Origin of the sequence: Sinorhizobium saheli (assembly GCF_001651875.1) — a bacterium.
GTDB classification, from domain to species: domain Bacteria; phylum Pseudomonadota; class Alphaproteobacteria; order Rhizobiales; family Rhizobiaceae; genus Sinorhizobium; species Sinorhizobium saheli.
Genome location: NZ_LNQB01000068.1, coordinates 109,434 through 121,788 on the forward strand (window position 1 = coordinate 109,434; position 12,355 = coordinate 121,788).

The 12,355-nt window shown below is 64.0% G+C and carries 13 protein-coding genes; 7 read left to right on the top strand and 6 right to left on the bottom strand.

Translation table 11 applies throughout. The annotated features are described in order from the left end of the window. The first annotated feature begins 87 nt into the window (after window positions 1-87). The 3 genes from adh to ATB98_RS09855 all read left to right on the top strand — a co-directional run bounded on the left by adh (window position 88) and on the right by ATB98_RS09855 (window position 2,974). Entirely contained in the window at window positions 88-1,596 is a 1,509-nt protein-coding gene (gene adh, locus ATB98_RS09845) for an aldehyde dehydrogenase (RefSeq protein WP_066872690.1), read from the top strand. A 96-nt stretch (window positions 1,597-1,692) separates the two neighbouring features. After that, window positions 1,693-2,073, top strand: coding sequence for a DUF779 domain-containing protein (locus ATB98_RS09850; RefSeq protein ID WP_066872693.1), 381 nt, complete (start codon window positions 1,693-1,695; stop codon window positions 2,071-2,073). A gap of 70 nt (window positions 2,074-2,143) precedes the next feature. After that, on the top strand, window positions 2,144-2,974 hold the full coding sequence (locus ATB98_RS09855) for an isocitrate lyase/PEP mutase family protein (protein WP_066872696.1): 831 nt from the start codon (window positions 2,144-2,146) through the stop codon (window positions 2,972-2,974). 87 nt (window positions 2,975-3,061) lie between these two features. Here the strand turns inward: ATB98_RS09855 and ATB98_RS09860 are convergent, their stop codons facing one another. The 6 genes from ATB98_RS09860 to lgt all read right to left on the bottom strand — a co-directional run bounded on the left by ATB98_RS09860 (window position 3,062) and on the right by lgt (window position 9,364). Then, on the bottom strand, window positions 3,062-3,994 hold the full coding sequence (locus ATB98_RS09860) for a ribose-phosphate pyrophosphokinase (RefSeq protein ID WP_066872699.1): 933 nt from the start codon (window positions 3,992-3,994) through the stop codon (window positions 3,062-3,064). Between the two features lie 310 nt (window positions 3,995-4,304). Beyond that, the gene (locus ATB98_RS09865) at window positions 4,305-5,165 is read right to left on the bottom strand and encodes a hypothetical protein (protein ID WP_066872702.1); all 861 of its coding nucleotides are present in this window, start codon (window positions 5,163-5,165) and stop codon (window positions 4,305-4,307) included. A gap of 100 nt (window positions 5,166-5,265) precedes the next feature. Continuing rightward, on the bottom strand, window positions 5,266-6,417 hold the full coding sequence (locus ATB98_RS09870; protein WP_066872705.1) for a M24 family metallopeptidase: 1,152 nt from the start codon (window positions 6,415-6,417) through the stop codon (window positions 5,266-5,268). Between the two features lies 1 nt (window position 6,418). After that, a complete protein-coding gene (pgeF, locus tag ATB98_RS09875; protein WP_066872708.1) occupies window positions 6,419-7,213 on the bottom strand; it encodes a peptidoglycan editing factor PgeF in 795 nt (264 codons plus the stop codon). Window positions 7,214-7,404: 191 nt separating this feature from the next. Beyond that, a complete protein-coding gene (locus ATB98_RS09880; protein ID WP_066872811.1) occupies window positions 7,405-8,508 on the bottom strand; it encodes a class I SAM-dependent methyltransferase in 1,104 nt (367 codons plus the stop codon). Window positions 8,509-8,521: 13 nt separating this feature from the next. Beyond that, entirely contained in the window at window positions 8,522-9,364 is an 843-nt protein-coding gene (gene lgt, locus ATB98_RS09885; protein WP_066872711.1) for a prolipoprotein diacylglyceryl transferase, read from the bottom strand. A gap of 215 nt (window positions 9,365-9,579) precedes the next feature. On the opposite strand from lgt, the gene ATB98_RS09890 reads away from it, so the two are divergent. The 4 genes from ATB98_RS09890 to ATB98_RS09905 all read left to right on the top strand — a co-directional run bounded on the left by ATB98_RS09890 (window position 9,580) and on the right by ATB98_RS09905 (window position 12,341). After that, a complete protein-coding gene (locus ATB98_RS09890) occupies window positions 9,580-9,867 on the top strand; it encodes an accessory factor UbiK family protein (RefSeq protein ID WP_066872814.1) in 288 nt (95 codons plus the stop codon). Window positions 9,868-10,614: 747 nt separating this feature from the next. After that, on the top strand, window positions 10,615-11,115 hold the full coding sequence (locus tag ATB98_RS09895) for a type III secretion system chaperone family protein (protein WP_066872713.1): 501 nt from the start codon (window positions 10,615-10,617) through the stop codon (window positions 11,113-11,115). A 1-nt stretch (window position 11,116) separates the two neighbouring features. Continuing rightward, a complete protein-coding gene (gene proC / locus ATB98_RS09900; protein ID WP_066872716.1) occupies window positions 11,117-11,935 on the top strand; it encodes a pyrroline-5-carboxylate reductase in 819 nt (272 codons plus the stop codon). Between the two features lie 64 nt (window positions 11,936-11,999). After that, window positions 12,000-12,341, top strand: a complete 342-nt coding sequence (locus tag ATB98_RS09905) for a tRNA-binding protein (RefSeq protein WP_066872719.1) — start codon at window positions 12,000-12,002, stop codon at window positions 12,339-12,341. Window positions 12,342-12,355: the final 14 nt, after the last annotated feature.

Here is a 12,355-nt window from a genome sequence, read left to right on the forward strand (position 1 = left end):
GAGCCTCCCTATCGGAAAACCGAATTCGCCTGCACCCTTCCTTCCACAGCAATCGGAGTGCTGTTTCTTTTCCAAAGGGAGGAAGTCATGCTGCATCAGAAGATCCTCGAGAACCCCTACAAGCTCAAGTACGGCAACTTCATCGGCGGGAAGTGGCGCGAGCCTGTTGCCGGCCGCTATTTCGACAATATGACGCCGATCACCGGCGGCACGCTCTGCCAGGTCGCCCGGTCGGATGCGGCCGATATCGAGCTCGCGCTCGATGCGGCTCATGCCGCCAAGGAAAAATGGGGCCGGACCTCGACGACCGAGCGCTCCAACATCCTGATGAAGATCGCCTCGCGGATGGAGGACAATCTCGAGCTTCTGGCCCGGGCCGAGTCCTGGGACAACGGCAAGCCGATCCGCGAGACGATGGCCGCCGACATTCCGCTGGCGATCGACCACTTCCGCTATTTTGCCGCCTGCATCCGCGCGCAGGAAGGCTCGATCGGCGAGATCGACCATGACACCATCGCCTATCATTTCCATGAGCCGCTCGGCGTCGTCGGCCAGATCATCCCGTGGAACTTCCCGATCCTGATGGCCGCCTGGAAGGTTGCGCCGGCGCTCGCCGCCGGAAACTGCGTCGTGCTGAAGCCGGCCGAGCAGACGCCGGCCTCCATCCTGGTCCTCGCCGAACTCATCGCCGATCTCTTGCCGCCCGGCGTCCTCAACATCGTCAACGGCTTCGGCCTCGAGGCCGGTAAGCCGCTCGCCACCAGCCCGCGCATCGCCAAGATCGCCTTTACCGGCGAAACGACCACCGGCCGGCTGATCATGCAATATGCCAGCCAGAACCTCATCCCGGTGACGCTGGAACTCGGCGGCAAGTCGCCGAACATCTTCTTCGCGGATGTCGCCAACGAGGACGACGACTATTTCGACAAGGCGCTCGAAGGCTTTGCGATGTTTGCCCTCAACCAGGGCGAGGTCTGCACCTGCCCGAGCCGCGCGCTCGTCCAGGAAAGCATCTATGACCGCTTCATGGAGCACGCGCTGAAGCGGGTCGAGGCGATCCGGCAGGGCAATCCGCTCGACGAGGCGACGATGATCGGCGCACAGGCGTCGAGCGAACAGCTCGAGAAGATCCTCTCCTATATCGACATCGGCAAGCAGGAGGGCGCCGAGGTGCTGACCGGGGGCGGGCGCAACATGCTCGAGGGTGAACTTTCCGGCGGCTACTACGTCAAGCCCACGGTCTTCCGCGGCCATAACAAGATGCGCATCTTCCAGGAGGAAATCTTCGGGCCGGTCGTGTCGGTGACCACCTTCAAGACCGAGGCGGAAGCGCTGGAGATCGCCAACGACACGCTCTACGGCCTCGGCGCCGGCGTATGGAGCCGCGACGCCAATCGCTGCTATCACTTCGGTCGCGAGATCCAGGCCGGCCGCGTCTGGACGAACTGCTACCATGCCTATCCGGCGCATGCCGCCTTCGGCGGCTACAAGCAGTCGGGCATCGGCCGCGAGAACCACAAGATGATGCTCGACCATTACCAGCAGACGAAGAACATGCTGGTGAGCTACAGCCCGAAGGCGCTCGGCTTCTTCTGATCCTCAACCGTCCGGTCCCGGCGGCGATCGCCGGGATCCTCCCGGCGGGCTCCCGATATCCTGTCGGGGGCCTGTCGGCATGTGGGAAGGTAGAAAATGGTGACGGAAACAAATGGAGAGCCGCGGGTCCTCGCGACCGACGCCGCGATCGAACTCATCCGCGAAATCCGGCGCGATCATCCGGACATACTCTTCCATCAGTCGGGCGGCTGCTGCGACGGCTCGTCGCCCATGTGCTATCCCGCGGATGACTACATCGTCGGAGACAACGACGTGAAACTCGGCGAGATCGACGGCGTGCCGGTCTATATCAGCGCCAGCCAGTACGAGGCCTGGAAGCACACGCAACTCATCATCGACGTCGTGCCGGGCAGGGGCGGGATGTTCTCGCTCGACAACGGCCGGGAAAAGCGCTTCCTCACGCGCTCGCGGCTCTTTGGCGGGGGCGAGGGTTGTGTTTTGCCGTCCCGGAGGTGAACTGGCGAGCATGTTCCCTTTTTGTTCGTTCGATGATATCGCTTGTTCGTCATCGACGGCGGAGGCGGACATGGCAGATCAACGTAGCAAGTATCATGCATTCCGGGCCTTGCACGATCGAGCGGGTGCTTTCGTCATTCCCAACCCGTGGGATGCAGGGTCGGCGCGCATCCTCGCCGCGCTTGGCTTCGAGGCACTGGCTACCACCAGTGCCGGATTTGCCTTTTCCATCGGACGGAGAGATTCGTCGGCGGCTCTCTCGCGCGAGGCGATTCTGCAGAACGCCGGGAGTATCGTCGAAGCCACCGATCTGCCTGTCTCCGCTGACCTGGAAGACGGCTTCGGCGCAGATCCCGCGTCTTGCGCTGAGACGATTTCGCTGGCAGCGGATGTTGGGCTGGTCGGCGGTTCGATCGAAGACGCCACGGGCGACCCCGGCAATCCGATCTTTGACTTCGGGCTCGCTGTCGAACGCATTGCCGCCGCCGCCGAAGAGGCGCGCAGGCACCCATTCGTCTTGACGGCTCGGGCAGAAAATTTCCTGCATGGCAGGCCCGACCTGGACGACACGATCCGTCGTCTCGTCGCGTTTGAAGAGGCGGGCGCGGATGTTCTTTACGCCCCCGGTCTACCGAGTCTCGAGGCGATCCGAACAGTCTGTTCTTCGGTCAGCCGGCCGGTGAACGTCGTCATGGGACTTGCCGGGCAGACCTACACGGTAAAGGAACTCGAGGCGGCTGGGGTTAGGCGCATCAGCGTCGGCGGCTCCTTTGCGCGAGCGGCTCTCGCGGGAATGATGAGCGCCGCGCGGGAAGTCAAAGAACATGGCACTTTCACCTATTCGACGCATGCAATGTCCGCTGCCGAAGCGGCGTCCTACATGCTAGACATGAAAAGATGATGTTGGGAAAAGCCGCTAGCCAAAACAAGAACGCCGGCGCTTGCAACGCCGGCGTCGGATACTTTCCGGTTCCCCGAAAGATCGCCCTCAGTCGAACAGGCTCGAAACCGATTCTTCCTGGCTGGTGCGGCTGATCGCTTCGCCGATGAGTGCAGCGGTCGAGATCACCCGGACGTTGTGAGCCGATTGCACGGCGGTGGTCGGCTGGATGGAATCGGTGATGACCAGTTCCTTCAGCATCGAGGAGGTGACGCGGGTGACGGCGCCGCCGGAAAGAACGCCGTGGGTGATATAGGCGGTGACGCTGGTGGCGCCGTTCTTGAGCAGCGCCTCGGCAGCATTGCACAGGGTGCCGCCGGAATCGACGATGTCGTCGATGAGGATGCAGTCCTTGCCGCTGACGTCGCCGATGACGTTCATGACCTCCGATTCACCCGGGCGATCGCGACGCTTGTCGACGATCGCCAGCAGACAGTCGAGCCGCTTGGCGAGCGCACGGGCGCGGACGACGCCGCCGACGTCCGGGGAGACGACCATGACGTTGTTGAGGTCGTAGTTTTCCTTGATGTCGCGCGCGAGGATCGGAACCGCATAGAGATTGTCGGTCGGGATGTCGAAGAAGCCTTGGATCTGGCCGGCGTGGAGGTCGAGGGTCATGACGCGGTCGGCGCCGGCCTCGGTGATGAGATTGGCGACGAGTTTAGCCGAGATCGGCGTGCGGGGACCGGGTTTGCGATCCTGCCGGGCATAACCGAAATAGGGGAGCACCGCGGTGATGCGGCGGGCGGAGGAGCGGCGCACCGCGTCGATCATGATCAGGAGTTCCATCAGATGATCGTTGGTGGGGAAGGAGGTGGACTGGACGATGAACACGTCCTCGCCGCGCACGTTCTCGCCGATTTCCACGAAGATTTCCTGATCGGCGAAGCGCCTGACGGTGGCTTTGCCGAGCGGCAGGTTGAGATAATTGCAGATCGCTTCGGCCAGCAGCCGGTTCGAATTGCCTGCGAAAACCTTCATTGACGGTCCGCCTTGAGCTGGCGCGGTCGCCAGCGGTCCAATCCGGGGGCGAGTTTCATCCGCGCAAAATCCGTGAGCCATTCCGATCGCGGGCAATCATTGCGGATGGCCGCTGTCAGAGCTGATCGGCCGCTTTTTAGCGTCCCTGAAGTCGAATGCAAGGGGATTGCTGCGACGCAGCGCCCATTATCCTAAAAACTTTGCGTCAACCGGCGCGACTGAGGATGATTTTGCAGCGATAGACCGCAATCGAATAGCTTCCAAACCGGCCGGTGACGCCGATGCGGGCGAAAGCCGCACGCGCCGATCCTCATCCCGCTCTCGCCCGGCGCCATTCGAGATAGGCGTCGATGGTCTTGCTGGCGATCGCCTGCATCGTCTCTGGCGGCACGGCGGCCCAGGGATCGGCTGCGGAGCTCGAAACCGTGTCCTGCCCCTGGATGCGGTGCAGGCGGTTGCCGCTGCCGTCGAGAATATCCCAGACATAAACGACGGTGGTCTTGCCGTCCTCCTTGAGGGCCGAGAAATAGCCTTTGAGGATATGGTCGCTCGTGGTGTCCTTGGAACTCTTGATGGCGAGCCCCTGCGCTCGCGCCGAGGCCCCGAGCTGCTTCGAAAGCGGCGTGACGGCCTCGACCGGCGCGCCGATGATCGGCAGGAAGCGGATGCCGCCCGAGCCGGTCGCGGCGGCCGCCGGCGCCGCGGCGGCTTGGCTCGGTTCTGCGGGCGCCGATGCGGTCTCGACCGGCGCCGCCTCCGGCCGCCTGACATTCGCCTGCGCCGTTTCCTGTTCCGCGGGCTGCGAGGGCGGCGGCGGAGACCTCGTCGTCTGCACGGGCGCCTCGCCCTCTGCCAGGCGGCTTGCCTGGGCGTCGAGCGTGCCGGCGGGATCGGTATAGTCGTTGTAGCCGGCATTGCCCGCTGCGTATTGCGGCGGCGCCGCGATGTTCGGCTGCGCCGAGAATGCGGCGGTGCTGCCCGGCGGCACGGTTTCCACCGGCATCACCGCCGTCTGGGCGGACATGGAGTCGAGATCGGACTGCGTCACCGGCGGCGAGCGGAAATTGCCTTCTCCCACATCCACCTGCGGTATCAGCGCATCCGTGGTGTTGCAGCCGGCCAGGGCTGCGGCAAGACCGAGGCTCGCGATCGGGATGATCTGCTTTCGCATCGTTTCCACCGTTTCCGCTCGAACATGTCGGCGCGAATGCCGCCGGGGCCGGCAGCACGCGCGTTCTTCATTTTCTCACGGAAACCATAGGACGATTTCCTTACGCAGATATGAAGTCCAGTCCGTAGCGCGACAGCGGACGCGGCGTGTCGGCGGTCGTCAGGTAGGTCTGGCCGAGCGTCATCGCCGTTCCGCTGTCGGAATCCATGATGATCATGTGGACGAAGAGCGACATGTCGGGCTCGATTTCCTGAGGGTTGCCGACATGGAACATCTGGTGCTCCATCCAGGAGGGCGCGAAGCGCGCGCCGAGCGAATAGCCGCAGGCGTTGAGCCGGTGGCGGGCGAGGCCGCGCTCGTCCATGATCCGCGAATGGACGTCGAAGACGGTGCCGAAGGTGTTGCCGGGCCTCAGCACCATCTCGATCGCCTGGATTGCCTCGCGGCAGGCGCTGTAGAGCTCGCGGTGGCGGTTGGTCGGCTCGCCGATGACGATCGTGCGCATCATCGCCGCATGGTAATGGGCGCTGACGCCGGCCCATTCGAGGGTGAGCTGGTCATTTGCGTCGAGGGTGCGACGGCCCGCCTTGTAGCGGCACAGAAGCGCGTCGGCCCCGGAGCCGATGATGAACTCGTTGGCCGGATAGTCGCCGCCGCCGGCAAAGATCGCGCCCTGCATCGCGGCCAGGATGTCGGCCTCGCTGCCGCCCGGGCGGATCAGCGGCAGTGCGGCGTCGAGCGCGTCGTCCGCGAGGCTCGCGGCCTTCTCCACATGGGCGATTTCCGCCGGGCTCTTGATCAGGCGCAGCCGGCTGACGAGCAGCGAAGCGTCAATGAGTTCGCCGAAGGTGGAGAGCTGGTTGTCGAGGAGGCGCGCCGTCTTGCCGGTCATGCCGTGCGTGTCGTATTCGACGCCGATGCGGCAGCCGAGCAGGTCGAGCTCGCTCAGGAGGTTCTTGAGGTCCATCGCCGGATCGGCGTTGACGCGATCCACCCAGATCTCGATGCGCTCGATGTTGGACGTGTGGCGCGCCTGGCGCAGGTCGGCCGAGCGCGTGAGCAACACCATCTCGCCATCCTGCTTGACGACCAGCGTCTGGAAGAAGCAATAGCCGAAAGTGTCGTAGCCGGTCAGCCAATACATGCTCTCCTGCGCGAAGAGGAGCATGGCGTCGAGCTTCTCTTCCTGCATCTTTGCCGTGAGCAGCGCCAGGCGGGCCGCATATTCCTCTTCGGCGAAGTGGAGCGCCATATCAAACCTCCCTTATGCAAATCGCGGATATCTGCCGGCCGTAGTCAGGCTCGCGCCGGTGCGTGGTGCGGCGATAGGAAAAGAAGCGGTCCTCGTCGGCATAGGTGCAGATGTCGAGGTTTTCCGCGGTCACTCCGGCCTTGGTCAAGCGACTTACGGTGAGGCCCGGCAGGTCGAACATCGCATGGCCGTTCCGGCCGGACGGGCTGAAGAACGCCCCATAGTCCGGGTCGGTGGCGAGGAAGCGGTCGACGAATTCGGGGCCGACCTCGTAATGCTGCCGGCTGATCGAAGGGCCGAGGCAGGCGATGATGCGCTCGCGCTGCGCACCGAGCGAGATCATCGCCTCGATCGTGCCTTCGAGCACACCGCCGAGCGCTCCCTTCCACCCGGCATGGGCGGCGCCGATCACGCCCGCTTCCGGGTCGGCGAAGAGAACGGGCCCGCAATCGGCGGAAAGAACGCCAAGCACGATGCCGGGCGTCGCGGTCACCAGCGCATCGGCGTCCGGCCGGGCGCCGTCATAGCTGCCGTCGACGATGATTGCATCGGCGGAATGAACCTGATGCACCGTGGCGAGGCGCCTGGGGTGGGCCTTGAACCAGCGGGCGACCCGGGCGCGGTTTTCGCCGACGCGCTCCCGGTCGTCCTGGGAGCCGAGCCCGACGTTCAGGCCGCGATAGATGCCCTCGGAGACCCCGCCCTGGCGGGTAAAATAGCCATGGGCGATCGCGCCGCCCGCCTTCAGGTCGAAAAGCGGGCTCTGCACTGGGGAAAGCGAGGCATCGTGCTGCATTCGGTGTTCTCGCCCTGAACTTGTCTTCGTTGGATTGTGGGCGCGTACCGGCCCGGTGACCTGCGGCTGATTTGCGGGCGATGTTGGCCCAGGCATCCCGGACCTGTCAATCGCCGAACAAGGGTGGAGGTTCCATCGGGTTCCGCATCGCGGCCGTCACCCGCTTGAGAATCGGCCATCGATCTGCGTGCTTACGACGCCTTCTTCCGGAAGGGGGCCAGGGCCACTTCGGGGCTGCTGACGACGAGCACCTTGAACAGTTCGCCCATCTTCCCGGCACCGGCGCCGGCAAGCCGCTCGACGTCGTCGCGGATGCGATCCTGGGTCGCCGCGTCCTTGCCGCTGCCGAGCGCGGCGGCGCGTTCGAGGAGGCCGAGGCCGACGAGGAAGTCCCCCTGGTGGGCGAGCCCGTTGACCTGCACGCCCTGCGCCTTCGCGCGCCGTGCCAGTTGCTCGAAATCGACATGGCTGGTCAGGTCCGCCTCGCCCGGATTGGCGAGCGGCGGATCGTACCGGTGTTTGCGAACCGCCTGCAGCGTGTCGCCGTAGGCGGTCGAGACATGGCCGTAGTCGATGATGACGGCGGTTCCGCCGCCGGCGCGCAGGCGTTCGCAAAGGGCGGCCATCACCGCGTCGCGAGCCGGGGCGATCTCGAAGATCGTGCCTTCGGCGACCGTTTCGGGAGGCGACGGCAAGAGCGTCGAATCGAGCCCGGCGACGCCGGCCGCAAACGTCAGGCTGTGATCGGCGGCGAGCCCGACCATGCGCTCGCGGAAGCCCTGCGCGGTTCGCACGAACTGGCGAATCGGAATTGCGTCGAAAAGCTCGTTGGCCGCGAGCAGCAGGAAGCCGGGGGGCAGGCGCTCGAAGCCCTGATGCCAGTGGACCTTGCCCTGGTGGCCGGCAAGCGTCTTTGCCTGCACTTCGCGCAGGCGTTCGCTGGTCTCGACCAGGTGGACGCTGGCGGTCTCATAGAGGGCCGGTGCGAGGCGCCGGATGACGCGCAACATGTCCGACATCATGGTGCCGCGTCCCGGCCCGATCTCGGCGATGACGGCGTTTCCGGGCGCGCCGTGTTGCTGCCACGCATGCACCAGGAATATGCCGATCATTTCGCCAAAGAGCTGGCTGACCTCCGGCGCCGTCGTGAAGTCGCCGGCGCGGCCGAAAGGCTCGTTGACCCGATAGTAGCCGTATTGCGGGTCGGCGAGGCAGAGGGAAAAATAGTCGCTGACGCTGATCGGCCCGTTGGCCCTGATCAACGCCTTGATCTTGTCGGCGAGGGGATTGGTCATGCGTCCGGTCCAGCTATGCGGCGGCTGCCGCGCGCCGCGCCCGCGCAATGGCCCAAATTCCGGCAAGCGCCATCGGCAGCGAAAGCACCATGCCCATGGTCAACCATCCGCCGGCGAGATAGCCGATCTGCGCATCCGGTTCGCGGAAGAATTCGACGAAAATGCGGCTGGCGGCATAGCCGCAGACGAAGATCCCGGTGACGAGCCCGGGAATTTTCAGAGCTTTGCGGCGATAGACGAAATAGGCGAGCACCACGAGCAGAAGCAGGCCTTCGAGCGCCGCTTCGTAGAGCTGGCTCGGATGGCGGGCAAAGGGCCCTCCCGTCGGAAAAACGACCGCCCAGGGCATCGAGGAGAGGCGCCCCCAAAGCTCCGCATTGATGAAGTTGGCGATGCGGCCGAAGAAGAGCCCGATCGGCACTACCGCGGCAACGACGTCGAAGAGGCTCCAAAGGGGGATCGCGTTCTTGCGGGCGAAGACGATCATTGCCAGCGTGGTGCCGAGAAGGCCGCCATGGAACGACATGCCGCCGTTCCAGACCTGGATGGCGCGGATCGGATTCGCGAGGACCGTATCGAGGTCGTAGAAGAGGATGTAGCCGATGCGCCCGCCGAGCACGATGCCGCCGGCGGCCCAGAGCAGGAAATCGTCAAGCTGCAGCAGATTGAAGGCGGGCGCGTTGTTGCGCCAGAGCGAGGCGTTCTGAACCATGCGCCGCGCATAGAGCCATCCGAGGAGTATGCCGGCCACATAGGCGAGACCGTACCAGCGAACGGCGAACGGCCCGATCGTGAAGATGACCGGATCGATTTCGGGGAAGGGGAGGATGGCGAGGCGGGTGGCGATCGTTTCCAAGGTCTTTTCTCGTGCCGGGCCGATTGTTTCGGCGGAACATGACGGCCGAATGCGGCGGGGTCAAGCGCCGGAGGCGTTTCCCGCGGCCGCTCCATCGTTTCGGCCTCAAATCGGAGCGCGAGCGCCTTTGATTTTCCTTGCATCCTTGCTTCACGAACCCTACCTGAAATCATGATATACGCCGCTGGCGGCGGGACCGAATGGAGATCAGGACGATGAGCACAGGCGCCAACCGCATTCTCGACGATTTTGCCAGGCTGATGACGGATGCCGCGGGCGCGGCCCAGGGCGTGCGGCGCGAGGTCGAGGCGGCATTTCGCGCGCAGGCCGAAGGCTGGCTGAACTCGCTCGACGTCGTCAAGCGCGAGGAGTTCGAGGCCGTCAAGGAGATGGCCGCCCGGGCGCGCGACGAAAACGATGCCCTGCGCGCCCGGATCGAGGCGCTCGAGGCCCGCCTCGCGGCGACCGGACCGGCACCCGGCGATATAACGACGGGCAAGTGACGAACAGGGAAGGCGCCTTCGGGGCGGTCTAACCTGCGCTTTTCGAGCTGGGTATCCGCGCGGCTCGAGGAAATTTCCTTCGGCCAAGTCACTCGGGCTGAGCGTCTTATTGGAAGTCGCGGTACAGAACCGCAACCCATTCAGCCTCTGCGTTGTGGTGCGGCGATGCCCCTGCCTCATTCCTGTGCTCGTCACAGGAATCCAGCCAGTCCAGGTCTTTGGGCTGAAATAACTCTTCGGCCGCAGACGCGCCAAGCCAAAGTCCGTTGCTGTCGTGTCCTCTCAAGAGGCGCGCAAAGGTCGCCGTAGTGCTTTGAATTGCTGCATGTCTCTGTCCTTAATTCGAGTTCGATTCAAGGGGATATGCAGGAGCGCCGCGACGGTTTCGTCCCCGCGTCTCGTTTCGCCTCACGGTTAACAAATCGGAAAAGTTTTCCACCTGTGGACACTGCCAAAAAACCCTTATCGCAGAGTCGCTTAATGCCCCGCGCTGGATTGAAATCATAACGCGCCCGACATTCTTCCCGCGCAAATTTTCCGCTCGGGGGCTGGCACGCTGACTCTGCCGTTATACACTGATTTTAAATGATGATTCGAGACGGATCACGCAAGCTCCAGGCAGGGTAAGTAAGTCAGGATAGCGGCAGGTCCAGCAATCATAGTGTGTCGGTAGCCGGTATTGGGTTTGCAGTGTCGCGTCCTGTGAGCGTGACCTTGCGCGCCCGTGCCGCACCTTTAGGGTGATGCATGAGCCTTTTGGAAATGGAAGTCGAGCGCCAGTCCAACCCGGTCGACATGATCGAGTTTGTCGCTGCCAACAATGATTGGTCTTTCGAGCGATCGGGCGAAGACGAGATTGCCATGACCGTCGAGGGCAAATGGGCGGACTATCACGTTTCCTTCTCCTGGATGGAGGAGTTCGAGGCGCTGCATCTCGCCTGCGCCTTCGACATCAAGGTCCCGGAAAGCCGCGTCAACGAAGTGATCCGGCTCCTGTCGCACATCAACGGCCAGGTGCTGATGGGACATTTCGATCTCTGGCGCCAAGAAGAGGTCATCATCTTCCGTCAATCTCTCCTGCTCGCAGGCGGGGCGGAGCCCACAAACCAGCAGGTCGAAGTGCTGTTGTCGAATGCGCTCGATGCCTGCGAATCCTATTTCCAGGCGTTCCAGTTCGTCGTCTGGTCAGGCATGGATGCGCAGCGCGCCGTCGATACGGTGCTTTTCGAAACGGTGGGAGAAGCATGAGATGAGTGTGTCGCTTACGGGCCCGATCGTCCTTGTAGGCGCCGGCAATATGGGCGGCGCCATGCTGAAGGGCTGGGTCGCGAGCGGCGTGCGCGGGGGAGACATTCTCGTCATCGATCCGGGCCCGTCGCCGGCGATGACAAAGCTGCTTGCGGACCATGGTATCGGCCATGCCGCCTCCGCGCCCGCCGATGTCAAGGCCGGGGTGATTTTCCTGGCGGTGAAGCCCCAGGTCATGGAAGCGGTCCTGCCGCCCCTGAAGGGGCTCGTCGGCCCCGAGACGGTGATCGTCTCCGTCGCCGCCGGCAAGACGCTCGGCTTCATCGAGCGTCATCTCGGTGAAGCGGCGACCGTGCGCGCCATGCCGAATACGCCGGCGATGATCGGGCGCGGCGTCACGGGCGCCTTCGCGAACGCTCTCGTCAACGAAGCGCAGCGCGCGCTGGTTCACGATCTCCTCAAGGTCAGCGGCCCCGTCGAGTGGGTTGCGAGCGAAGCCGACATCGATGCGGTGACCGCCGTTTCCGGCAGCGGGCCGGCTTATGTCTTTTATCTCGTCGAGTGCATGGCGGAGGCCGGGCGCAAAGCCGGCCTCGAGGCGGACCTTGCCATGCGACTCGCTCGGGAAACCGTCGCGGGGGCTGGTGAACTCCTCCATCAGTCCCCCGACGATGCCGCGCGTCTGCGCCAGAACGTCACCTCGCCGGGTGGAACCACCGCGGCCGCGCTTGCGATATTGATGGCGGAAGACGGCATGCAGCCGCTTTTCGACAAGGCCATCGCCGCCGCGCGCAGGCGTGCCGAGGAACTGGCAGGATGAGGTTCGAGCATTCTGCAGTCAGGTGAAATCACCTGACGAAACTCATTGTGATTCAGGAAACACCATGACCGAAACCATCTCCTATGCCGATTTCGAGCGTGTCGACATTCGTGTCGGTACCATCGTGGAGGCTGAGGCCTTCCCGGAAGCGCGCAAGCCCGCCTACAAGTTGAAGATCGATTTCGGCCCGGAAATCGGAATCAAGAAGTCGTCCGCCCAGATTACGGTGCACTACAGGCCGGCGGACCTCGTCGGCAGGCAGGTGCTGGGCGTCGTCAACTTCCCGCCGCGCCAGATCGGCCCTGCCCGTTCCGAAGTGCTGACCCTCGGCTTCGAGGACGAGGCCGGTGCAATCGTGCTGGCGGCCAGCGAGAGGCCGGTTCCGAATGGCAGGAAGCTGATGTGACCAAAGACAAGCCC